Origin of the sequence: Pseudomonas mendocina (genome assembly GCF_003008615.1) — a bacterium.
Taxonomy (GTDB): Bacteria; Pseudomonadota; Gammaproteobacteria; order Pseudomonadales; family Pseudomonadaceae; genus Aquipseudomonas; species Aquipseudomonas mendocina_C.
Genome location: NZ_CP027657.1, coordinates 3,077,470 through 3,100,060, shown reverse-complemented (window position 1 = coordinate 3,100,060; position 22,591 = coordinate 3,077,470). Strand labels below are relative to the sequence as shown.

At 63.8% G+C, this 22,591-nt stretch carries 25 protein-coding genes; 10 read left to right on the top strand and 15 right to left on the bottom strand.

Annotation, left to right across the window (positions count from 1 at the left end):
- Positions 1 to 41: 41 nt before the first annotated feature.
- Positions 42 to 1,157: a bifunctional diaminohydroxyphosphoribosylaminopyrimidine deaminase/5-amino-6-(5-phosphoribosylamino)uracil reductase RibD gene (gene ribD / locus C7A17_RS14490; RefSeq protein WP_106738672.1), complete on the bottom strand. Its 1,116-nt coding sequence runs from the start codon at positions 1,155 to 1,157 to the stop codon at positions 42 to 44.
- Positions 1,154 to 1,621: a transcriptional regulator NrdR gene (gene nrdR / locus C7A17_RS14485; protein ID WP_003243991.1), complete on the bottom strand. Its 468-nt coding sequence runs from the start codon at positions 1,619 to 1,621 to the stop codon at positions 1,154 to 1,156. The genes ribD and nrdR overlap by 4 nt, the downstream gene beginning before the upstream one ends.
- Before the next feature lie 240 nt (positions 1,622 to 1,861).
- Here nrdR and C7A17_RS14480 point away from each other — a divergent pair, with 240 nt between their 5' ends.
- The 3 genes from C7A17_RS14480 to trxA all read left to right on the top strand — a co-directional run bounded on the left by C7A17_RS14480 (position 1,862) and on the right by trxA (position 3,921).
- Entirely contained in the window at positions 1,862 to 2,308 is a 447-nt protein-coding gene (locus tag C7A17_RS14480; protein ID WP_106738671.1) for a YbaY family lipoprotein, read from the top strand.
- Positions 2,305 to 2,964: a class I SAM-dependent methyltransferase gene (locus tag C7A17_RS14475; RefSeq protein WP_106738670.1), complete on the top strand. Its 660-nt coding sequence runs from the start codon at positions 2,305 to 2,307 to the stop codon at positions 2,962 to 2,964. Before C7A17_RS14480 ends, C7A17_RS14475 begins: the two co-directional genes overlap by 4 nt.
- 84 nt (positions 2,965 to 3,048) lie before the next feature.
- A complete protein-coding gene (gene trxA / locus C7A17_RS14470) occupies positions 3,049 to 3,921 on the top strand; it encodes a thioredoxin (RefSeq protein ID WP_106738669.1) in 873 nt (290 codons plus the stop codon).
- 181 nt (positions 3,922 to 4,102) lie between these two features.
- On the opposite strand, the gene C7A17_RS14465 is transcribed toward trxA, so the two are convergent.
- Positions 4,103 to 4,447, bottom strand: a complete 345-nt coding sequence (locus C7A17_RS14465; RefSeq protein WP_106738668.1) for a hypothetical protein — start codon at positions 4,445 to 4,447, stop codon at positions 4,103 to 4,105.
- A gap of 114 nt (positions 4,448 to 4,561) precedes the next feature.
- Here C7A17_RS14465 and C7A17_RS14460 point away from each other — a divergent pair, with 114 nt between their 5' ends.
- The 4 genes from C7A17_RS14460 to C7A17_RS14445 all read left to right on the top strand — a co-directional run bounded on the left by C7A17_RS14460 (position 4,562) and on the right by C7A17_RS14445 (position 8,080).
- Entirely contained in the window at positions 4,562 to 5,143 is a 582-nt protein-coding gene (locus tag C7A17_RS14460; protein ID WP_106738667.1) for a DUF2796 domain-containing protein, read from the top strand.
- 205 nt (positions 5,144 to 5,348) lie between these two features.
- The gene (locus C7A17_RS14455; protein ID WP_106738666.1) at positions 5,349 to 6,056 is read left to right on the top strand and encodes an ABC transporter ATP-binding protein; all 708 of its coding nucleotides are present in this window, start codon (positions 5,349 to 5,351) and stop codon (positions 6,054 to 6,056) included.
- Between the two features lies 1 nt (position 6,057).
- Positions 6,058 to 7,464: an ABC transporter permease gene (locus tag C7A17_RS14450; RefSeq protein ID WP_106738665.1), complete on the top strand. Its 1,407-nt coding sequence runs from the start codon at positions 6,058 to 6,060 to the stop codon at positions 7,462 to 7,464.
- A gap of 94 nt (positions 7,465 to 7,558) precedes the next feature.
- On the top strand, positions 7,559 to 8,080 hold the full coding sequence (locus C7A17_RS14445) for a DUF3299 domain-containing protein (RefSeq protein ID WP_106738664.1): 522 nt from the start codon (positions 7,559 to 7,561) through the stop codon (positions 8,078 to 8,080).
- A 182-nt stretch (positions 8,081 to 8,262) separates the two neighbouring features.
- Here C7A17_RS14445 and C7A17_RS14440 read toward each other — a convergent pair whose 3' ends face one another.
- Genes C7A17_RS14440 through C7A17_RS14415 form a run of 6 tightly spaced genes read right to left on the bottom strand, consistent with a single transcriptional unit; the run spans position 8,263 to position 13,131 of the window.
- A complete protein-coding gene (locus C7A17_RS14440) occupies positions 8,263 to 9,360 on the bottom strand; it encodes a tetratricopeptide repeat protein (protein WP_106738663.1) in 1,098 nt (365 codons plus the stop codon).
- A 2-nt stretch (positions 9,361 to 9,362) separates the two neighbouring features.
- Positions 9,363 to 10,046, bottom strand: a complete 684-nt coding sequence (locus C7A17_RS14435; RefSeq protein WP_106738662.1) for an energy transducer TonB — start codon at positions 10,044 to 10,046, stop codon at positions 9,363 to 9,365.
- Entirely contained in the window at positions 10,046 to 10,456 is a 411-nt protein-coding gene (locus C7A17_RS14430) for an ExbD/TolR family protein (protein ID WP_106738661.1), read from the bottom strand. Before C7A17_RS14430 ends, C7A17_RS14435 begins: the two co-directional genes overlap by 1 nt.
- An 11-nt stretch (positions 10,457 to 10,467) precedes the next feature.
- Positions 10,468 to 11,019: a MotA/TolQ/ExbB proton channel family protein gene (locus C7A17_RS14425; RefSeq protein ID WP_106742938.1), complete on the bottom strand. Its 552-nt coding sequence runs from the start codon at positions 11,017 to 11,019 to the stop codon at positions 10,468 to 10,470.
- Positions 11,012 to 12,361 carry a MotA/TolQ/ExbB proton channel family protein gene (locus C7A17_RS14420; RefSeq protein WP_106738660.1) on the bottom strand — a complete coding sequence of 450 codons (1,350 nt, stop codon included), beginning with the start codon at positions 12,359 to 12,361 and terminating at the stop codon, positions 11,012 to 11,014. The genes C7A17_RS14425 and C7A17_RS14420 overlap by 8 nt, the downstream gene beginning before the upstream one ends.
- Positions 12,358 to 13,131, bottom strand: coding sequence for a DUF3450 domain-containing protein (locus tag C7A17_RS14415; RefSeq protein ID WP_106738659.1), 774 nt, complete (start codon positions 13,129 to 13,131; stop codon positions 12,358 to 12,360). The genes C7A17_RS14420 and C7A17_RS14415 overlap by 4 nt, the downstream gene beginning before the upstream one ends.
- A 185-nt stretch (positions 13,132 to 13,316) precedes the next feature.
- Here C7A17_RS14415 and C7A17_RS14410 point away from each other — a divergent pair, with 185 nt between their 5' ends.
- Complete coding sequence (locus C7A17_RS14410) at positions 13,317 to 14,003, top strand: OmpW/AlkL family protein (protein ID WP_106738658.1); 687 nt, start codon at positions 13,317 to 13,319, stop codon at positions 14,001 to 14,003.
- 71 nt (positions 14,004 to 14,074) lie between these two features.
- Here C7A17_RS14410 and C7A17_RS14405 read toward each other — a convergent pair whose 3' ends face one another.
- The 3 genes from C7A17_RS14405 to C7A17_RS14395 form a co-directional block, all read right to left on the bottom strand.
- Positions 14,075 to 14,998: an NAD-dependent epimerase/dehydratase family protein gene (locus C7A17_RS14405; protein ID WP_106738657.1), complete on the bottom strand. Its 924-nt coding sequence runs from the start codon at positions 14,996 to 14,998 to the stop codon at positions 14,075 to 14,077.
- Positions 14,991 to 15,875, bottom strand: coding sequence for a sugar nucleotide-binding protein (locus C7A17_RS14400; protein ID WP_106738656.1), 885 nt, complete (start codon positions 15,873 to 15,875; stop codon positions 14,991 to 14,993). Before C7A17_RS14400 ends, C7A17_RS14405 begins: the two co-directional genes overlap by 8 nt.
- A gap of 85 nt (positions 15,876 to 15,960) precedes the next feature.
- Positions 15,961 to 16,377, bottom strand: a complete 417-nt coding sequence (locus C7A17_RS14395; protein ID WP_106738655.1) for a winged helix-turn-helix transcriptional regulator — start codon at positions 16,375 to 16,377, stop codon at positions 15,961 to 15,963.
- Positions 16,378 to 16,472: 95 nt separating this feature from the next.
- Between C7A17_RS14395 and gstA the strand changes: the two genes are divergently transcribed.
- Entirely contained in the window at positions 16,473 to 17,078 is a 606-nt protein-coding gene (gene gstA / locus C7A17_RS14390; RefSeq protein ID WP_106738654.1) for a glutathione transferase GstA, read from the top strand.
- A 60-nt stretch (positions 17,079 to 17,138) separates the two neighbouring features.
- On the opposite strand, the gene C7A17_RS14385 is transcribed toward gstA, so the two are convergent.
- Together C7A17_RS14385 and C7A17_RS14380 are read right to left on the bottom strand one after the other, a co-directional pair.
- Positions 17,139 to 17,630 (bottom strand): single-stranded DNA-binding protein, encoded by a 492-nt coding sequence (locus C7A17_RS14385; protein ID WP_003463262.1) that lies wholly within the window; start codon positions 17,628 to 17,630, stop codon positions 17,139 to 17,141.
- An 18-nt stretch (positions 17,631 to 17,648) separates the two neighbouring features.
- Entirely contained in the window at positions 17,649 to 19,034 is a 1,386-nt protein-coding gene (locus C7A17_RS14380) for an MFS transporter (RefSeq protein WP_106738653.1), read from the bottom strand.
- Between the two features lie 136 nt (positions 19,035 to 19,170).
- Between C7A17_RS14380 and uvrA the strand changes: the two genes are divergently transcribed.
- Positions 19,171 to 22,005 (top strand): excinuclease ABC subunit UvrA, encoded by a 2,835-nt coding sequence (gene uvrA / locus C7A17_RS14375; RefSeq protein ID WP_106738652.1) that lies wholly within the window; start codon positions 19,171 to 19,173, stop codon positions 22,003 to 22,005.
- 73 nt (positions 22,006 to 22,078) lie between these two features.
- Here uvrA and bfr read toward each other — a convergent pair whose 3' ends face one another.
- A complete protein-coding gene (gene bfr, locus C7A17_RS14370) occupies positions 22,079 to 22,543 on the bottom strand; it encodes a bacterioferritin (RefSeq protein WP_106738651.1) in 465 nt (154 codons plus the stop codon).
- Positions 22,544 to 22,591: the final 48 nt, after the last annotated feature.

Below are 22,591 nucleotides of genomic sequence, written 5' to 3'. Positions count from 1 at the left end.
CCGGCCACGCACACCGGCTGTTGAGGTGCGCACAGCGCACCCTACCTGGCCTTGGGCACCGCCGTGATCTGCCAGTCGTCACCGACGGCGCGGATATCGACGATCTGCAACTCCGGCGCCTCGGCCATGCGATTGAGCGGCAGCTCGAGCAGCGGCCTGGCACTGGAGCCGAGCAGCTTGGGCGCGACGAAGATGCGGTACTCGTCCACCAGTCCGGCGCGGGCGAAGGCGCCAGCCAGACGCGGCCCGGCTTCCACCAGCACTTCGTTGACACCCCGCGAGGCCAGTTCCAGCAGCAGCTTGCGCAGATCGACATGACCGTTGCTGCCCGGCACGGCGAGCAGCTCGTGACCATCCTCCTGATAGCGATCACGGGCTGCAGCAGCGGCGCACGTAGCTACCAGCGCCGGGCCGACCTGGAAGAAGGTCTTGCTCAACGGTACACGCAGGCGGCCGTCCACCAGCACGCGCAAGGGCGGACGACGCTGCGCCAGCGCCGTCATCTCCGCGCCCAGACCCAGCTCATCAGCGCGCACGGTCAGCCGTGCGTCGTCTGCCAGCACCGTATCGGCACCGCTGAGCACCACACTGGCCTGCGCACGCAAACGTTGAACCGCAGAGCGCGCCGCCGGCCCGGTGATCCACTGGCTTTCGCCGCTAGCCATGGCAGTGCGGCCATCCAGGCTCATCGCCAGTTTGACCCGCACGAACGGCAGGCCCTTCTCCATGCGTTTGATGAAGCCGGCATTGAGCGCTCGTGCCTCATCTTCGAGTACGCCACTGGCGACCTCGATGCCGGCCTGGGCCAGGCGCAACAGGCCATTGCCCGCCACTTGCGGGTTGGGATCCTGCATCGCTGCGACCACTCGGCTGACGCCCGCCGCGACCAGAGCATCGGCGCAAGGCGGCGTTCGACCGTGATGACTGCAGGGCTCCAGCGTTACGTAGGCCGTCGCGCCACGCGCCTTGTCGCCGGCCTGGCGCAGTGCGTGCACCTCGGCATGTGGCTCGCCAGCGCGAGCGTGCCAGCCCTCACCGACGATGCGTCCATCCTGCACGATCACACAGCCGACACGCGGGTTGGGATGGGTGGAGTAGAGGCCTTTGCGCGCCAGCTTGAGGGCGCGCGCCATGAAGAAGTGGTCGCGCTCGCTCATCGGCTTTTCGACGGCTCGCGCGCCAGGCGTTCGATTTCCTCGCGGAACTCGTTGAGATCCTGAAAGCGCCGGTAAACCGAGGCGAAACGAATGTAAGCCACTTCGTCGAGCTTGCTCAGTTCGGTCATCACCAGTTCGCCGAGCACCAGCGACTTCACCTCGCGTTCACCGGTGGCACGCAGTTGCTGTTTGATACGGGCGATGGCCTCTTCCAGGCGCTCGACGCTCACCGGGCGCTTTTCCAGCGCACGCTGCATGCCGGCACGCAGCTTCTCTTCGTCGAATGGCTGGCGGCTGCCGTCCTGCTTGATCAGGCGCGGCATCACCAACTCGGCGGTTTCGAAGGTGGTGAAACGCTCACCGCAGGCCACGCATTCGCGGCGACGGCGAACCTGGTCACCTTCGGCGACCAGACGGGAATCGATGACCTTGGTGTCGTTGGCAGCGCAGAACGGACAATGCATGGCAGGAGCTGACGAATGGCGGCAAAGGCGCCATGGTAGCGCATAGCGACAGCAAGACAAGCCAGAGGCTTGAGCGGCCGTTAGCGTTTTCGAGCAGTGCGACCTGGGCATTGGTTGGCGCGGGCGAACAGCCAGCCGAAGCGCGGCGAATCACCCGGCAACACGCAAAAACTGGCCCGGCCTGATGAGTTACGCGCAGAATTGCGCCATAACGACGCCGTCCCAAGAGCGAACGAATCCATGACCCAGCGACTTCATTTCCTGCCCATCCTGCTGAGCGGCCTGCTCGTCGCCTGCGCCAGCGACCCGGCACCGTCCCCAGTCGATGCACCGCCAACGGCGCCCAAACCGATGCTCGAAGCACAATCGCAAGCCAGCCACCTGCCAGCAGTGAGCGGTCAGTTGCTCGGCGTTGCGGCCGGTGCAGAAGTGGAGCTGGCGCTGCTTGTCGTCGATGCCCGCGGCCGGCCTGGTCGCTCGCTCGGTAGCCAGCAACTGCGTGGCGACGGCGATGCGCTGCCCTTCGAACTGCATTTCGAGCCCACCGCGCTGCAAGCCGGCCAACGCCTCGAATTGCGCGCCCGCGTCAGTCATTCCGGCCGCCTGGTACAACGTCTGATTCCACGCACCATTGCCAGTCAGGGCAATCAGGCGCTCGGCGAGCTGAGCCTGGTAGCCGCCCCATGACCGCACCCGCCGCCCTGCAGGCTGCGCTCGCCGAACTGCTCGGCGATGCCCGCCTGGTGGCCGAAACGCTGCCGGGAACCGATATCGCCTTATGGCTGATCGACGCCAGCAACATGGATCGCGCCTTCAACCCCGAAGAGACCCGGCGCATTCTCGAAGAGCCCCCGTACTGGAGTTTCTGTTGGGCCAGCGGCCTGGTGCTGGCACGCTGGCTGGCCGAGCATCCCGAGTGGGTGCGCGGCAAACGCGTACTGGATTTCGGCGCTGGCTCCGGGGTCGCTGCCATCGCGGCCGCCAAGGCGGGTGCGACAGAAGTGGTGGCCTGCGATCTCGATCCACTGGCGCTGGCCGCCAGTCGCGCCAATGCCGAGCTCAACGGCGTGGCACTGAACTACTCGGAGGATTTCTTCGCCGAAGCGGATCGCTACGACCTGATCCTGGTCGCCGACGTGCTCTACGACCGCGCCAACCTGCCGCTGCTCGATCACTTCCTCAGCCGCGGGCGCCAGGCGCTGGTAGCCGACTCGCGCGTGAAGGATTTCCAGCATCCGCTTTACCAGCGCCTGGGGCTGCTGGAAGGCTGCACCTGGCCGGATCTGGCCGAGCCTGCCGAGTTCCGTCAGGTCAGCCTGTATCATGCGCAACGACCGACCTGAACCGGGCACAAGCCGAGCCGCCCCTTGTATCGTGAGCCGACCGCCCGCATTAATAGTCCATTGCCCTGCCTTTCGAGACCGACCATGAGCGACTCCCCCTATATCTTCGACGTATCCGGTGCCGCCAACTTCGAGCAACTGGTAGTCGAGAACTCCTTCCACAAACCAGTGCTGGTCGACTTCTGGGCCGACTGGTGCGCGCCCTGCAAGGCGCTGATGCCGATGCTGGCGAAGATCACCGAGGAATATGCCGGCGAGTTGCTGCTGGCCAAGGTCAACTGCGATATCGAGCAGGACATCGTCATGCGCTTCGGTATCCGCAGCCTGCCCACCGTGGTGCTCTTCAAGAACGGTCAGCCGGTGGACGGTTTCGCCGGTGCCCAGCCGGAAGCGGCAATTCGCGAGATGCTCAAGCCGCATGTCGCCGAGCCTGCGCCGGTCGCCGCCGACCCGATGGAAGCCGCCCAGGCGCTGTTCGCCGAAGGCCGCTTCGCCGATAGCGAAGCCCTGCTCAAGCAGGTGCTGACGGAGAACAACGAGAACGCTGCGGCGCTGATTCTCTACGCACGCTGCCTGGCCGAGCGCGGCGAATTGGCCGAAGCCGAAACCGTGCTGAATGCGGTCAAGGGCGATGAACACAAACAGGCACTGGCCGGCGCCAAGGCGCAGCTGACCTTCCTGCGTCAGGCCGCCGACCTGCCTGACGTCGCCACACTGAAAAGCCGCCTGGCCCAGGATGCCGGCGACGACGAGGCGGTGTATCAGCTGGCCGTGCAACAGTTGGCGCGCCAGCAGTACGAAGCAGCGCTGGACGGCCTGCTCAAGCTGTTCGTGCGTAACCGCAGCTACGGCGAAGGTCTGCCGCACAAGACCCTGCTGCAGGTGTTCGACCTGCTCGGCGGCGACCACCCGCTGGTCACGGCCTATCGTCGCAAGCTGTATCAGGCGATCTACTGACCCGGGCTACCCCGCTCACCGTACGGTGCGCCATGCGCACCACCGGGTTTTCCTGACTTACTCGGTGCGCACGGCGCACCCTACTGGCCTGAGCCGCTATTTCTGCCAGCGCGTAGGGCGGACCGGAACGCCGGCCGCTCGTAGCGCCAGCGAACAGTCCGCCGGGCCATGCCAAATCTACTTACTCCGTCACCCAGTGATAGATCGGCGCATCCGCGCCGGTCTCCATCCGGATCTGCGAGCAGTGGCGCAGGCGCACCAACAGGCGTTTGCCCGCAGCCTCACCGCCAGCCAATGCGGCCAGTTGCGCCAGCAAGCGCGGCCCTTCGACCGAGCCGGCATCGCGCACCAGTTGCAGAGTGGTCTGCCACAGTCGGTCACTGCTATCGACCACTGGCGCTGCTACGGGCTGGGCAGCAGCCGGTGTGACCGCGACGTGCTCGGCCAGTTGCGCCCAGTCCCCGGCATCCAGCTCCAACGTCAGATCCACCGGCCAATCGCCGATCCGCCCGCGTATACGCACCATGTCCAGCCTCCCATTCGATGCGTGAATGCTCCCATGCCTCCGACACGCTGGCCAGCCCAGCATAAAAGTTGTTATAACGTAACAATCAAGTCTACCCTCATGCCGGAGATCCCCATGCGCCACCTGTTGCTCGCCCTGCCTTTCGCCCTGCTACCGCTGGCTGCCCAGGCCCATGAACACAGCCATGATCACGACCATGCCCACGACAGCCTTGGTGCTCATGAGCACGGTGTCGCCAGCCTCAACGTGGCACTGGATGGCAAACTGCTGGAACTGCAATTGGAAAGCCCGGCAATGAACCTGGTGGGCTTCGAGCATGCCGCCAAGAGCGACGCGGATAAAGCCAAGGTCGCTGCGGCCAAGAAGGTGCTGGAGCAGCCGCTGCAACTCTTCGCCCTGACCAGCGGTGACTGCAAGGCCACCGAAGTCGAACTGGAGAGCCCGTTGTTCGGCGACGCCGACGCCGACCACGACCACGACCACGACCACGACCATCATGCCCATGAGGGCGAACACAGCGATATCCAGGCGCACTACCGCTTCGAATGTGCCAGCGCCAATGAATTGAAACAGTTGGATCTGGGCGAGCTGTTCAAACGCTTCCCCGCCACCGAGAAGATTCAGGTACAACTGATCGGCCCAAGCGGTCAGCAGGGCGTTGAACTGACTCCGGCCCAGCCACGTCTGTCTTTCTGATGCCGTAGGGTGGATGACGCTCTTGCATCCACCACACCAACGTTGTGGGAGGGCCAGGTGGCGACCCGCTTTAGCCGCGAAAGAGCTCGCCGCTAAAGCGCCTCCTGCAACGCCTGCTCCGGAGGCATGAATGCCATCTGCGAGCTCGGCTCAGACAATCAGGCCACCATGCTCGGCTTTTCATGAACGACGATTCGAAGAAACCATGACCCAACCTCTGATCGAACTCGCCGATCTCGGCTTCGCCTGGCCTGGCCAGGCGCAGTTGCTGGATATCCCCCATTTCACCCTGGCGCGCGGGGAGACTCTGTTTCTCAAGGGCCCCAGCGGCAGCGGCAAGACCACCCTGCTCGGCCTGCTTGGTGGCGTGCAGAAAGCCCAACGCGGCCATATCCGCCTGCTTGGCGAAGACCTCGGCAAGCTCTCGGCTGGTGCACGCGACCGCTTTCGCGTCGACCACACGGGCTACATCTTCCAGCAGTTCAATCTGCTGCCATTCCTTTCCGTGCGCGAGAACGTCGAGCTGCCGTGCCGTTTCTCCCGTTCGCGCGCCGAACGTGCACGCCAGCGCCATGGCAGCATCGACGCCGCGGCCGCCGCGCTGCTCGACCACCTGGGCCTGCGCGCCGAACTGCTCGGCCGCCGTGCCGATGAACTGTCGATCGGCCAGCAACAACGCGTCGCCGCCGCGCGTGCACTGATCGGTCAGCCGGAGCTGGTGATCGCCGACGAGCCCACTTCGGCGCTGGACTTCGACGCCCGCGAGGCCTTCCTGCAATTGCTCTTCGCCGAATGCCGCGCCGCTGGTGCCAGCCTGCTGTTCGTCAGCCACGATCAGAGTCTGGCTCCGCTGTTCGACCGCAACCTGTCGCTGGCCGAACTCAACCGCGCCACGCGCCCACAGGAGGCCTGAGATGCATCTGATCCGCATCGCCCTGGCCAGCCTGGCCAACCGCCGTTTCACCGCCCTGCTCACGGTGTTCGCCATCGCCCTGTCGGTGTGCCTGTTGCTGGCCGTCGAGCGCGTACGCACCGAAGCCCGCGCCAGCTTCGCCAACACCATCAGCGGCACCGACCTGATCGTCGGCGCCCGCTCGGGCAGCGTGAACCTGCTGCTGTATTCGGTGTTTCGTATCGGCAATGCCACCAACAACATCCGCTGGGATAGCTTCGAGCACTTCGCCGAACACCGTCAGGTGAAGTGGGCCATCCCCATTTCCCTCGGCGACTCGCACCGCGGCTACCGGGTGATGGGCACCAGTACCGCCTATTTCGAGCATTACCGCTATGCGCGCAGCCAGGCACTGAAGCTGGCGCAGGGCCGCGCCTTCGCCGACGATCCCTTCGAAGTGGTGCTCGGCGCAGAGGTTGCACAGGCACTGGGCTATGGCCTGGGCGAGAAGATCGTCCTGGCCCACGGCGTCGCCACCATCAGCCTGGTCAAGCACGACGACAAGCCCTTCACCGTGGTCGGCATCCTCGAACGCACCGGCACACCGGTGGATCGCACGCTACACATCTCCCTGGCGGGCATGGAGGCGCTGCATATCGACTGGCAGAACGGCATGCCGGCACGCGGCGCGGCGCAGGTCAGCGCTGAGCAGGTTCGCGAATGGGCCAGTGCCTGTTCACAAGCGTCGCGAGCGCAGGCGGGGCAAGGCGAAAGCGGGCAAGGAAGCGCAGTTGAGTCGAGTCTCAATGAGCATTCCGAGCCGGCTTTCAACGCAGCAGCGTCAAGCGCAGCAGCTTGTGGGCAGGCGCTGCAACCCAAGCAGATCACCGCCTTCATGCTTGGCCTGAACAGCAAGATCGCCACCTTCAGCCTGCAACGCGAGATCAACGAGTTCCGCGGCGAACCGTTGCTGGCGATCCTCCCCGGTGTGGCCCTACAGGAGCTGTGGAGCCTGATGGGCACCGCCGAGCAGGCGCTGTTCGTGGTCTCGCTGTTCGTCGTACTGACCGGCCTGATCGGCATGCTCACGGCCATCCTCACCAGCCTCAACGAACGCCGCCGTGAGATGGCCATCCTCCGCTCGGTAGGCGCGCGGCCCTGGCATATCGCCAGTCTGCTGGTGCTGGAGGCGTTCACCCTGGCACTGGCTGGCGTGGCACTGGGGCTGGTATTGCTCTACGCAGGCATCGCCGGCAGCCAGGGCTTCGTCCAGGCCAATTACGGCCTGTACCTGGCGCTGAATGCACCGTCGAGCTACGAATGGAAACTGCTCGGCGCCATCCTCGGGGCTGCCCTGCTGATGGGCAGCGTGCCGGCCTGGCGGGCCTACCGTCAGTCACTGGCAGACGGTTTGTCGATCCGGCTGTGAACGAGTTCGGGTAGGGTGCGCCGTGCGCCCTACCCGAGCATTCCGGCAAGAGCGCCTGTTACACTCGACCGGCGTTTTCGCCAAGAGGTTTCCCATGTCCCGCCCCCTGCTCGCCACCCTGTTGCTGACCCTGGCATTGCCGCTGGCCGCCGCCGATGTGCGCGAACTCAACTGGTCCGAACTGGTACCGGCCGACGCCCCGCCCCAGCAGATGGATGCGGCGCCGATCCATGACCTGTCGCAATTGGCCGACGCACTGGCCGAGTCCGGCCCGGCGGCCATGCAACAATCGCCGGCCGCGCCCGTGGTCAAGGAACTGGACGGCCAGCAGGTCAAGCTACCCGGCTATATCGTGCCGCTGGACGTGACCGAAGAAGGCCGGGTGATCGAATTTCTCCTGGTGCCCTACTTCGGCGCCTGCATCCACGTACCACCGCCGCCGTCGAATCAGATCGTCCACGTCACCAGCGAGCTGGGCGTGCTGCTCGATGCGCTGTACCAGCCGTTCTGGATCGAAGGGCCACTGAAGGTCGAACATGTCAGCAGCGAGCTGGCAGAAGTCGGCTACCAGATGGAAGCAAACAAGATCTACGCCTACGAAATGCCCAATAGCTGAGCCCAACCGAAACACCCGTAGGAGCGGCTTCAGCCGCGAAAAGCTTCGCGGCTAACTCCACACCGACCGGTACACCGCCCATGAAAAAGCCAGACCCTTAGGTCTGGCTTTTTACTTGGTGCGCACGGCGCACCCTACGGGGCGAGGCGGTGTAGGGTGCGCCGCGCGCACCGACGAACAACTCAATTGCGACTGGCGACACGCTTCTCCCGCTCGAAACGCAACTCGCTCTCCGCCCATTGCCGCCACGAGCGCACCTTGGAACGATCCGCACCAACGCGCTCGGCCCGAACCAGAGCATCCAGCCCTGCTTGCCAGCGCGCCTGTTCCAATTCCAGCTGGGCCACGTACAGCCAGTGCTTGCCGCTGCCACTGCGCTCGGCCAGTGGACGCAACACCCGTACCGCGGCCGCCCGATCACGCGCCTGCCACCAGAACAGCCCCAGGCGTTCCTGACGTACCGGGGTGCTGCTCAGCAGACCATTGTCGATCAAGCCAGCGAGCAGCTTGGCGCCCTGCCATGGCTGTTCGGCAGCGCCAGCCAGCAGCACCAGGTTATCCAGCTCCGACTCGCTGAAACGCAGTCCCTTGGCGTGTGCCGCACGCAAGGTAGCAAGGGCCTTGTCGTTGCTGCCGGCCATCTGCTGCAGAGCGGCCAGTTGGCGCCAGCCCTTGGTATCGTCCGGTCTGCGCGCCAGTAGCTGACGCTGCCAGCGCTCGGCCTGGGCATAGCGTTTGAGGTCGGCATTGGTACCCACCAGAAATTGCAGCCAGATATCCGCGGCATCCGGGTTGGCCAGCAGGTAACGCTCGGCCAGCGGCAGCGCCTTGGCTGGCTGGTTCATGCCCTGGTAGGCCTGCACCAGCATCTGCAACACTTCTTCGGACGCCTGCCCCTGATTCGGTGCCAGCAGTTCGATCACCCTGGCGTAACGACGCTCACCGAGGTTGAGCTTGGCCAGGTTGAGTCGTTCGCCAGCGAGCATGTCCTCATCCAGCTTGCCGCTGCGCACGGCCTTGTCCAGCCAGTCGATGGCCTGCGCATTGTGACCGGCCGACCAGGCCACATAAGCCTGGCTACGCCAGATCAGCGCCTCCTCGAGACTGCCGCTCTGTGCGGCGGCGCCCTCCAGCGCCTTGCGCGCAGCGGCGTAGTCACCCTGCTGCTGCGCGCTCTGCGCAGCATTCAGGGCACGAAACACGGCCGGGTCGATGGTCTGCTGGGCCATCCCAGGCGCAGCCGCCGTACCGAGCATCACGAGTAATAACCAGCGATACATGGTCAGCCCCTTTCCAGACGGAAGTAGAGAGTTTTCACCGCCTCGCGATCGACCGCCAGGCCGCCCTCGGTGCGCGGTGCAAAATGCCAGCGGGCGGCCGCACGACGCGCCTCGCGCTCGAACACGTTGCGCGGGTTGGCTTCCAGCACACGGATATTTTCCACATTGCCAGAGCGGTTGATGGTGAACGCCAGCTTGACGAAACCCTCGATCCCACGCTGCAGGGCATGCCGCGGATACTCCGGGCGCACGTCGTTGAGCGGCATCACTTCGCTCTCCATGCCCCCCATCTGCCCGCCCGACTCGGCGGCCTCGCTCGGCGCACTCGGCGCTGCCGCGCCCGGTGCAAGACCCGCCAGGCTGGGTGCAGGCGCGGCATTGACGGCAATACCGCTGGCCAGGCTTGGCAACTGGATATCCAGCGCAGGCAACTGCGCATTGGGCGTTGCCGCCATCGGCGTGGGCGGCGTCGGGGTTTGCGGCGTCTGCGGTTGCGGTGACTGCGGCGCCTGCTGACGATTGCGACTGGCGGTCTCGCTGGCATTGCCATCCATGCGCACGAAGCTGGCCACGCTGACCGGCTCCTGATCGAGCGTCGAACGTGGTGGCGTGACCATGTACAGCATCAGGGCGAACAACCCCAATGCCATCAGGCAGGCACCAATGAAGGACAGCGTCAGACGCATCAGTTGGCTCCGCTGGTGGCAGCCAGTGCCACATCACGCACCCCGGCAAGGCGCGCCTGATCCATCACCTGCACCACCAGACCGGTGCGTGCATCCTGGTCGGCCTGCACCACTACCGCACCCTCCGGTTGCTCCACGCGCATGCGTTCGACATGAGCGCGCACACTGCGCACGTCCACCGGTTTCTTGTCCAGCCACACCTGGCCATCGGCGGTGACAGCGATAAGGATGTTGCCCTTGTCCTGCGGACTGGCGGTTTCCGCCTGCGGGCGTTGCACTTCGACACCGGCCTCCTTGATGAAGGAGCTGGTGACGATGAAGAAGATCAGCATGATGAAGACCACATCGAGCATCGGCGTAAGGTCGATGCCGGTGTCGTCTTCGGGCTGGTGATGACGGCGCATTCTCATTTCAAAGACTCTCAATCATGCCGCAGCTGGTCGGCCAGCCGCTCCAGAGCCCGGCGCGAGTCTCGTTCGAGACGCGCCAGGCTGAACAATCCGGTGATCGCCAGCACCATGCCGGCCATGGTCGGCAGGATCGCCTTCCATACGCCGGCGGCCATGCCGCGCGGGTCGCCATTGCCGCTCATGGCCAGCACGTCGAATACCGCAACCATGCCGGTCACGGTGCCGAGCAGACCGAACAGCGGGCACAGCGCGACCAGGGTCTTGCCCAGACGCAGCGGTGCGGCGAGTTGCTGACGCGCCTGCGCCAGCCAGGCGTCGCGGACTGCGCGTTGCCAACTGCCCACCACATCATCGCCGAGCACCTGCTGCCAGGCTTCGCGACGCTCGCGCACCCAGCGCGGGAAGATCCGCCGCAGGAACCAGAAGCGCTCGAACATCAGCGTCCAGAACAGTACGCAGAGAATCGCCAGGGCCCACATCACCACGCCACCGGTGGTCATGAAGTCGAGCAATGCATAAGCACTGTCGACTGCACGCAACCAGGATGCGTAAAGATCAGTCACGACGCGGCGCCCCTGACAGATGCAAGGCGACGAGGCCGGCACTCTGCTGCTCCAGAAGCTGGATCAGCCCCTTACTGCGGCTGCTCAGCAAGGCGTGCAGGAACAGCATCGGGATGGCCACGACCAATCCCTGCACGGTGGTCACCAGCGCCTGCGAGATACCGTCGGCCATCAGCCGCGAATCACCGGCACCACCTTGGGTAATGGCCTGGAAGGTGATGATCATCCCGGTCACGGTACCCAGCAGGCCGAGCAACGGTGCGACAGCGGCCATCAGCTTGATCAGGCCGTGGCCTTTCTCCAGCGGTGGGGTTTCCAGCAGGATCGCCTCGTCCAGCTTCAGCTCCAGGGTTTCCAGATCGGACAGCTGCGGCTTCGGCCCCAGTACACCGATCACCCGCCCCAACGGGTTGTCGTCGCGCGGCGTGCCGAGGTCATGCATCTGCGCCTTGATTCCCCGTGCCACACGGCTCAGGTAGAACATGCGCCAGCCCGCCAGCAGCAGGCCCACGGCGCCCAGCACAACGATCACCCAACCGACCAGGCCACCCTGCTGCTGGCGATCCCACAGGCTCGGCTGCTGCTGCAACTGCGCCAGCAGGGTGCCGCGGCTGGGGTCGACCGGCAGCGGCGCCAGCTCGGCGCTGCTGGCGAGGTAATCCCTGACCTGGCCCATGCCGGAAGGCTGGCGCGACGGCGCGATCAGTTCGCTGGCATCGGCGTCGTAACGCAGGAAGGCATCCTCGCCGTACACGGCAAAAGCGCCGACGCGCAGCACCTGCTGTTCACTGCGACGACCGTCGGCGGCGACCACCGGCAACGACACGCGCTCGACACGACCGCTGGCGGCCAGATCTTCGAGCAGCAGCATCCAGTAGCCATCGAGGTCTTCGGCCGAGGGCAGGCTGCGGCTCTCGGCCAACGCCTTGAGTTGCTTGAGGCGCTCGGGGTATTGCGCATTGAGCAGGCTGTCCTGCCACTGGCTGAGGGTGTCGCCGGCACTCTGGCGCACCACGCCGAACAGCTCGCCGAGATGGCCGACACGTTGTGCCAGCAGCTTTTCCTGCTCGGCCAGTTCGGTTTCCTGGCGATCGAAATCGGCCTTCAGACGTTCGGCCTCGGCCTTCTGCTCGGCGAGAGAGGCACGCGCGGCAGCCAGCAGTTCGGCTTGCTCACTGCGCTGGGCGAGAAACGCCTGCTCGCGCGTCTGCATGGCACTGACTTCGGCGGCCCGCTCACTGCGGATACGTTGCAGCAGCTGATCGGGGCTGAGGGTTTCAGCGACAGCAGCCATGTTGGGCAGCAGGCTGAGCACCAGGGCGGCGATAACACGACGAGTCATTGTGCAGACTCCTTGGCCAGCGTCTTGATCGGCAGGTTCAAAAGCGCAGGCGCCTGTTGCTGACGGGCGATGGCGATGGCCTGGCTTAACGGACGCCGTGCGCTACCTTCGAGCGTCTGCCAGGCCTGGGCCTGCGGGTTCCACCAGCCGCTCTCGTGACCGTCCAGGGTCTGGTAATAGAGCATGCTGCGCCCCAGGCGCAGGAATTCCACGCTACGCGAGGCGCCATCGGCCTGATTCAGCTCACCGCGCCAGGCTTCCAGGGTACGGCCGTAGTCGCTCTCGATCTGGTAGGCCTCGAGGATGCGGCGGTACTTGTCAGCCAGGCTGACATCGGCGCGCGGCAACAGATCCTGCAGCTGCGCCAGGCGATCCTCACGCTCTTCAGGCAGGAACGGCAGATCAGCGGCAATGAACTGACCAAGCACCTCGACCATTCTGACCATCTGCGGGCTCACTGCCTCCTGGGTGCGCTCGATGCCATCGAGCTGCTTCTGGTAGCCGGCCAGCTCATCGCGCTGAGCGGCCACCAAGTCGCGCAATTGACTGTTATAACCTTTCAGCGCTTCGGCCTGCTGGAGCGCGTTACGGTACTCGTTGAGCATCTCACGGCTGGCATCGTCCAGTTGCTCGATACGGCCCTGGGAAGCCTTGGCCTCGGCAGCCAGGCGCTGGCTTTCATCCAGCGCATCATCCAACGGCGCGGCAGTCAGCGAACCGCTGGCAAGAGCCAGTGCCGCGGCCAGGGAACGGAGTGGGAAGCGATTCATGCGCAGAGGAACCTCGACAGACGGCAGCTTCAAAAAGAGAAAGATTATCATCTACGAACTTCACCGGGGCACGCGCGAAACATCTCGTATCAGCCAGCCGAACTATTGAGCCAGGTCAAAAAGTAAATCGTTGCGTGGCTTAGCATTGATTCCAGCCAAGACACTCGACTCGACTGGAGTTCGCTATGTACAAGTCCCTGTTCACTGCCTCACTGCTCGCCCTCGCCGTTGCCGCTCCCGTGGCTCAAGCCCACCAAGCCGGAGATATCCTCGTCCGTGCCGGTGCCATCACCGTCAACCCGGACGCCGACTCCTCGAGCGTCAAGGTCGACCGCGGCGGCAATCTCGACCTGGGCGGCAAGGCAACCATGAGCAGTGATACCCAGTTGGGTCTGAACTTCGCCTATATGCTGACCGACAACCTCGGTATCGAACTGCTGGCCGCGACGCCCTTCGAGCACGACGTGAAGATCAAGGGCACCATCCTCGATGCAGCCAATGGCAAACTGGGTACCCTCAAGCACCTGCCGCCGACCCTGAGCCTGGTGTATTACCCACTCGACTCCAAGTCTGCATTCCAGCCTTATGTCGGTGCCGGTATCAACTACACCTGGATCTTCGATGAGCACGTCGGCAGCGCCGCCAGCGCCAACGGCTTCGACAACTTCCGCGCGAAGAACTCCTGGGGCCTTGCCTGGCAGGTCGGTGCCGACTACATGCTGACCGACAGCCTGATGGTCAACGCTCAGGTGCGCTACATCGACATCGACACCACTGCCTATGTCGACAACACCGACCTCGGTGTACGCGCCAAGGTGGACGTCGACGTCGATCCGTTCGTCTACATGGTTGGCCTGGGCTACAAGTTCTAAGCCACCGTGCAATGAAAGAAGCCGGCATCTGCCGGCTTCTTTGCGTTCAGGGCCATCGCCCCAGCATCGGTTTACAACCCGAGCAAGCGAGCGAGTCCATCACGTAGCGGCGTCTGCGACGGCAGTTGGTATTGCATCTGCAGCCGCGCATTGTCGGCGCGCGAATGGCGAATGTCGCCAGCCCGCGCCGGCAGGTGCGTCACCTGCGGGAGCGCACCACACAGGACGCCGATTTCCGCCAGCAACTGGTTGAGGCTGACGGCCTGGTTCCAACCGACGTTGACCGGCAGCGGTTCCACCTGCCCGGCACTCAGGGCCTGCATCAGCAACTCGACCAGATCGCCTACGTAGAAGAAGTCACGGGTCTGCTCGCCATCACCGAATACGCTGATCGGCAATCCCTGCTGCGCGCGCTGGGTGAAGATGCTGATCACGCCGGAGTATGGTGAAGAAGGATCCTGGCGTGGGCCGAAGATGTTGAAGAAGCGAAACACGGCCGGCTCCAGGCCATGCTGGCGACGATAGAAATCCAGATAATGTTCGCTCGCCAGCTTGTCGGCGGCATAGGGCGTAAGCGGGGATTTGGCTATGTCCTCATCGATAGCCACGCCTTCGCCATTGTTGCCATAGATGGCAGCGCTGGAGGCGTAGACCACTCGCCGCACCCCATGCAGGCGCATCGCCTCGCAGACGTTGAGCGTACCGATGAAATTGCTCTGGTGGGTCGCCACCGGGTCATCGACGGACGCCTGCACGGAGGCCACGGCAGCCAGGTGCACCACCGCATCGCAACCGGCCACAGCCTGCGCGACCAACTGCGCATCGGCGACATCACCCTCGATGAACTGCAGAGCCGGGTTATCCAGCGGCAGGTTATTGCGCTTGCCCATGGACAGGTTATCCAGCACACGCACGCGCTGCCCTGCGGCCAGCAGCGCATCGACCAGATGCGAACCAATGAAGCCGGCACCGCCGGTTACGAGTATCTCAGCCATGACGGTAATAACGATCCAGAAGCGCTGGCAAACCGGAGCGCCAGGCGCGCGGTTTGATGCCGAAGGTGTGGAGGATTTTCTTGCAGGCCAGTACCGCATGTTGCGGTTCGTCAGCCGCATCCGGGCGGGCAGCATGCGCTTGCGGCACGACGTCCTCAACCAGATTGCTGCGATAGTGGCGCGCTTCGCTGAGCACGGCCTGGCCCAGGCTCAATGATGTACTCGCCTCGTGCCCACCATAATGATAGGTGCCCCACAGCGGTGAAGCGCAGTCGAGCTGCTTGAGCACGGCAAGAATCACCCGTGCAGCATCATCGACCGGGGTTGGATTGCCGCGTCGGTCGTCGGCCAGGTGCAGTGTCTCGCCATGTTCGGCACGCAGCAGGAAGCGACCGAGCAAGCCCTCGCGACTGTCATCGAGCAACCAGCCGAAACGCAGCAGCACATGTCGTGGGCAAATCGCCCGTACGCTCTGCTCCAGACGCCAGAGTGCCTGACCGCGCAAACCCAGCGGCACCGGCTCTTCCTTCTCGCTGTAGGCCGTGGCACGCGAACCGTCGAACACACGGTAGCTCGACGGCTGCACCAGCACGATCTGATGATGCTGGCAGAGCTCGGCCAGGCGCTCGACAGCGCGTTCCTGCGTGAACAGACGCGACTCGCTGACCGACTCGGCCTGGAACCAGTCGAAGTAATAAGCCAGGTTGATCAGTGCATCCGGGCGGGTGTCGTCGAGCAGCTCGGTCAGGCTCGCCGCATCCCAGCCGCTTTCCGGCGGGCGTGGTGCAAGGAAGCCGATGTCCTCCTCGGCGCCAAGACGGATCAGCGCTTGCCCCAGGGCACTACCGCCGCCCAGCAGCATCAGGCGCATTCGCATGGTGGCTCGGGTGACTCCAGATTTGTTCTGCCTGCCGGTGTGGCGGCCGTAATGGCGGATATTCTGCTGGTTTTACCCTGTGCCGTCACCCCGCAATCGCGCATTGCCCGGCATCGGCAGCAATGCGCTCGGCCCCCTGATCGAAGACGTTCTGCGCCCGAACGATCTCGGCGACATGGCTTTCCACCCAGTGATCGATTGCCCGAATCGGTTCGCTCAGGGAATGGCCCAGCGCCGTCAGCGAGTATTCCACCCGCGGCGGCACCTCGGCATAGGCCTGCCTCGATACCAATCCAAACCGCTCCAGCCGACGAATCGTCTGGATCAGCATCTTTTCCGAAATGCCGTCGACCCGGCGACGCAGCTCGGCAGTACGCAGGGTGCCGCCGTGCGCCAGGGCATGAATCAGCAGCAGCGACCACTTGTCGGCAATCACTGCGAGAACATGGCGTGCCGGGCAAACACCGCTGAATACATTGCCCAGCCGGGATTCATCGGTCATCGAGCCGCTCCAAAACCTACCAAAAGGTAGGTACTTGCCGAAAAGAATGCGCAGAGTAAGCTCTTTTACGCGTTCCCTCCATCAAGGAATCACCCATGAAGCTGTATTACAAAGCCGGCGCCTGTTCGCTCTCGCCGCACATCGCCCTGCTCGAGGCAGGCCTGGACTTCGAACTGGAAGCTGTCGACCTCAAGACCAAGCTCACCGCATCGGGTGCCGACTTCACTGCCATCAACAGCAAGGGCTACGTTCCCGCCCTGGTACTGGACAATGGCAAGGTGCTGACCGAAGGCGCCGCCATCGTCCAGTACATCGCTGACCTCAAACCCGAGAGCGGCCTGGCCCCGGCCAATGGCAGCGAGGCGCGCTATGAGCTGCAAAGCTGGTTGAGCTTCATTTCCACCGAGCTGCACAAGCCTTTCGGCAGCATGTTCAATCCTGCTCAGAGCGCGGACTGGAAAGCCGCCGCACAGGCGCTGCTGAACAAGCGCCTGGATTGGGTCGCTACGCAACTGGGCGAGCAGGATTTCCTGCTCGGTGACCGTTTCACCGTTGCCGATGGCTATCTGTTCACCGTGCTGGGCTGGGCCAATATCGTGGGCTTCTCGCTGGATGCCTGGCCAAATCTGCAGGCTTACCGCACCCGCATCGGCGCCCGTCCCAAGGTAATCGAAGCGCTCAAGGCCGAAGGCCTGATCTGAGCCACAAAGAAAAACCCCGAGCCTAGCTCGGGGTTTTCGTATCAGCGCGACACTGCATTCTCAGAACGGAATATCGTCGTCGAAGCTGTCGTAGTCAGGCGCAGGCTGGGCCTGCTGCGGAGCCGGACGCTCCTGGCGCGGAGCCTGTTGCGGCTCGCGTTGCGGGGCCGGACGCGACTGACGCGGAGCACCGCCTTCATCGCCACTCGGACGGCCGCCGAGCAACTGCATGGTGCCCTGCATGTCGACGATGATTTCAGTGGTGTAACGCTTGATGCCGTCTTTTTCCCACTCGCGGGTCTGCAGCTTGCCTTCGATGTACACCTGCGAACCCTTGCGCAGGTACTCGCCGGCAATCTCGGCAACCTTGCCGAACAGGGCGACACGGTGCCATTCGGTCTTCTCGACCTTCTGCCCGGTCTGCTTGTCGGTCCACTGCTCGCTGGTGGCCAGGCTCAGGTTGGTCACTGCGTTGCCGCTGGGCAGGTAGCGTGTTTCCGGATCCTGACCACAGGTACCGACCAGAATGACTTTGTTAACCCCACGGGCCATAACGTTCTCCTAGGCTCCTCACGTCGCAGACGCCGATGCGATCAGGCGCTCCACTGACGTGCGATCCACTTGTTGGGTGTCCACTTTGATATAGATGGCCGCTTCATCGACCACCACCACGGCATCCGCCACTCCCGGCGTAGCCTTGAGGCGTTCGACCAGTCCGACCTCGGCCAGTGCCGCAGCGTCGAGCGGCAGGCGCAAACTGGTCACATACGGCGGTTCGCGCATAGTAACAGCAATAACCAGCCAAATTGCACAGAGCACGGCGCAGCCGATGAACACACCTATCAGACCGGTGTGCTGATACAGCCAGCCGCCCAGAATGCCGCCCAGCGCAGCGCCGAGGAACTGACTGGTGGAATACACGCCCATCGCCGTCCCCTTGCCGCCAGCCGGAGCAACCTTGCTGACCAACGACGGCAACGAGGCTTCAAGCAGATTGAAGGCGGTGAAGAACACCACGATTCCGACCACCAGAGCACGCAGGCCACTACCCAGCAATGCGAAATACAACTCGCAAGCCAGCAGCACCGCCACCGCGCCGAGCAGCACGCGCTTCATCTGGCGCTTTTTCTCGCCATAGATGATGAACGGCACCATGCCGAAGAAGCCGATCAACAACGCGGTGAGATAGACCCACCAGTGCTCTTCCTTGACCAGGCCGCCCTGCTCCACCAGCGCCAGTGGCAACGCGACGAAACTGGCCATGAGCACCGCATGCAGTGCCAGGATGGCGAAATCCAAACGCAGCAGATCGGCATTCTTCAGGGTTGGCCACAGGGCCTGCGCCGCCACGCCCGACTCGCGGTGCTGCAACGGGCCGGCATTCTTCGGCACCACACCAGCGACGATGAGAATCCCCAGCAGTGCCATCGCCGCAGTCGCCCAGAACAGTCCGGACAAGCCGAAGGCACGAGTCAGCAACGGGCCGACGACCATGGCCACGGCGAACGACAGACCGATACTCATGCCGATCATGGCCATGGCTTTGGTGCGATGCTGTTCGCGGGTCAGATCCGACAGCAACGCCATAACCGCAGCGGAAATTGCGCCGGCGCCCTGCAATACCCGCCCGGCAATCACTCCCCAGATCGAGTCGGCATTGGCGGCCAGCACGCTGCCGGCCGCGAAGATCAGCAGGCCGACATAGATCACCGGCCGTCGGCCAATACGATCGCTGAGCATGCCGAAAGGAATCTGCAACACGGCCTGAGTCAGGCCGTAGGCGCCGATGGCCAGACCGATCAGCGCCGGGGTACTGCCAGCCAGATCCATGCCGTAGGTGGCCAGCACCGGCAGCACCATGAACATGCCGAGCATGCGGAACGCAAACACCAAGGCAAGCCCGCCAGCTGCGCGTGCTTCACCGCCACTCATGCGTTCGCTGTGTGGATCGTGCATGGAACAAATCCCGTGGAAAATCAGCCGGCGATTCTAGCAGCCGGCGCGCTTGTGGCACAGGCACACACTTTGCCGCAGGGTGCCCCCTGGCCCTATACTCGACCGTTTTCCGCCCGCCCTGCGAGGCCCGTTGTAAGTGGACAAGATCCTGATCCGTGGGGCCCGAACCCACAACCTCAAGAACATCGACCTGACCCTGCCGCGCGACAAACTGATCGTGATTACCGGCCTGTCTGGTTCCGGCAAGTCCTCTCTGGCTTTCGACACCCTGTACGCGGAAGGCCAGCGCCGTTACGTGGAATCGCTGTCGGCCTATGCCCGGCAGTTCCTGTCGATGATGGAAAAGCCCGACGTCGATACCATCGAAGGTCTGTCGCCGGCGATTTCCATCGAACAGAAATCGACCTCGCACAACCCGCGCTCGACCGTCGGCACCATCACCGAGATCTACGACTACCTGCGCCTGCTCTACGCCCGCGTCGGCATCCCGCGATGCCCCGATCACGACGTACCACTGGAAGCGCAGACCGTAAGCCAGATGGTCGATCAGGTGCTGGCCCTACCGGAAGGCCGCAAGCTGATGCTGCTGGCCCCGGTGATTCGCGAACGCAAAGGCGAGCACCTCTCGGTATTCGAAGAGCTGCGTGCTCAAGGCTTCGTGCGGGCACGGGTCAACGGCAAGCTGTTCGAACTGGACGAGTTGCCCAAGCTGGATAAACAGAAGAAGCATTCCATCGACGTGGTGGTGGATCGCTTCAAGGTTCGCGAAGACCTGCAGCAGCGTCTGGCCGAATCCTTCGAGACCGCTCTTGGCCTGGCAGACGGCATCGCGCTGATCGCCCCCATGGACGACGAGCAAGGTGAGGAAATCATCTTCTCCGCACGCTTCGCCTGCCCGCACTGCGGTCACTCGATCAGCGAGCTGGAACCCAAGCTGTTCTCCTTCAACAACCCCGCCGGCGCCTGCCCGACCTGCGACGGCCTGGGCGTGAAACAGTTCTTCGACGTCAAGCGCCTGGTCAACGGCGAGCTGACCCTAGCCGAAGGTGCCATACGCGGCTGGGACAGGCGTAACGTCTATTACTTTCAGATGCTCGGCTCGCTGGCCGCGCACTACGGTTTCAGCCTGGAAGAGCCTTTCGACGACCTGGCCGCGGAGCACCAGAAGGTCATCCTGTTCGGCAGCGGCACGCAGAGCGTCGACTTCAAGTACCTCAACGACCGGGGCGACATCGTCAAACGCTCGCATCCCTTCGAGGGCATCATCCCCAACCTCGAACGTCGTTACCGCGAGACCGAGTCGACCAGCGTGCGCGAAGAGCTGGCCAAGTTCCTCAGTACCCAGCCCTGCCCTGACTGCCGCGGCACCCGCCTGCGTCGCGAAGCGCGTCATGTCTGGGTCGGCGAGAAGACGCTGCCGGCGGTGACCGGGCTACCGGTAGGCGACGCCTGCGATTATGTCGCCAGCCTGCACCTGACCGGCCGCCGTGGCGAGATCGCTGAGAAGATCCTCAAGGAAATCCGCGAGCGCCTGCAGTTCCTGGTCAACGTCGGCCTCGACTACCTGACGCTGGATCGCAGCGCCGACACCCTATCCGGCGGTGAAGCGCAGCGCATCCGCCTGGCCAGCCAGATCGGCGCAGGCCTGGTGGGCGTGATGTACATCCTCGACGAGCCGTCCATCGGCCTGCACCAGCGCGACAACGAACGTCTGCTGGGCACCCTCAACCACCTGCGCAACCTGGGCAACACGGTGATCGTGGTCGAGCACGACGAAGACGCCATCCGCATGGCTGATTACGTGGTCGATATCGGCCCAGGCGCCGGCGTGCATGGTGGCCAGATCGTCGCCGAAGGCACGCCGGACGAGGTGATGAATCACCCCGACTCGCTGACCGGCAAGTACCTGTCCGGCCGCGAGAAGATCCGCTATCCGGCGCAGCGCACCCCGCGCGACAAGAAGAAACTGCTCAAGCTCAAAGGCGCACGAGGCAACAACCTGCGCAACGTCGATCTGGAAATTCCGGTGGGCCTGCTCACCTGCGTCACCGGGGTGTCCGGCTCGGGCAAATCGACGCTGATCAACAACACCCTGTTCCCGCTGACCGCCACGGCATTGAACGGTGCGACCACGCTGGAGGCCGCTGCGCACGATTCCTTCGACGGTCTGCAGCACCTGGACAAGGTGGTCGACATCGACCAGAGCCCGATCGGTCGTACACCTCGCTCCAACCCGGCCACCTATACCGGTCTGTTCACACCGATCCGCGAACTGTTCGCCGGGGTTCCGGAATCGCGCTCGCGTGGTTACGGCCCAGGCCGTTTCAGCTTCAACGTCAAGGGCGGGCGCTGCGAGGCGTGCCAGGGCGATGGTGTGATCAAGGTAGAGATGCACTTCCTGCCGGATATCTACGTGCCCTGCGACGTGTGCAAGGGCAAACGCTACAACCGCGAAACCCTGGAAGTGAAGTACAAGGGCAAGAGCATCACCGAGGTGCTCGACATGACCATCGAGGAGGCTCGTGCCTTCTTCGACGCCGTGCCAGCCATCGCCCGCAAGTTGCAGACGCTGATGGACGTCGGCCTGTCCTACATCAAGCTGGGCCAGAGCGCGACCACCCTGTCCGGCGGCGAGGCGCAGCGGGTCAAGCTGAGTCGCGAGCTGAGCAAACGCGACACCGGCAAGACCCTGTACATCCTCGATGAGCCGACCACCGGTCTGCACTTCGCCGACATCCAGCAGTTGCTCGATGTACTGCACCGTCTGCGCGACCACGGCAATACCGTGGTGGTGATCGAACACAACCTGGATGTGATCAAGACGGCCGACTGGTTGGTGGATCTGGGTCCGGAAGGCGGCTCCAAGGGCGGCATGATCATCGCTACCGGCACACCAGAGGATGTTGCAGCCAACCCGGCCTCGCATACCGGGCACTTCCTCAAACCACTGCTGGAACGCGACCGCGCCTGAAACGAAAGAGCCCCGCTGATGCGGGGCTCTTTCATGATGGACGGCTCGTAGGGTACGCCATGCGCACCAAACGTCACATCTGGCTTTGCAGGTACTTCTCCAAGCCTAGCTTGTCGATCAGCTGCAGCTGGATCTCCAGCCAGTAGGCATGGTCTTCCTCGGTGTCCTTGAGCTGCAGCAAGAGGATGTCGCGGGTCTGATAATCCTGATGCTTCTCGCACAGTTCGATGCCCTTGCTCAGGGCAGCGCGCACTTCGTATTCCAGGGCCAGATCCAGTTTCAACGCTTCGGGCACGCTCTGACCGAAGGTGAAAGGATTCGGCACCATGTCCGGTACGCCTTCGAGGAAGATGATCCGCTTGAGCAACGCGTCGGCGTGCTGGGTTTCCTCTTCCATCTCGTGGTTGATGCGCTCGTAGAGTTTGCTGAAGCCCCAATCCTCGTACAACCGCGAATGAATGAAGTACTGGTCACGAGCGGCCAGCTCTCCCTTGAGCAGATGCTTGAGATAGTCGATGACTTCGGTATGGCCTTTCATGCCGTATTCCTTGTTGCATGCCTGAACAGAGTGCAATGCTCCGCCTGG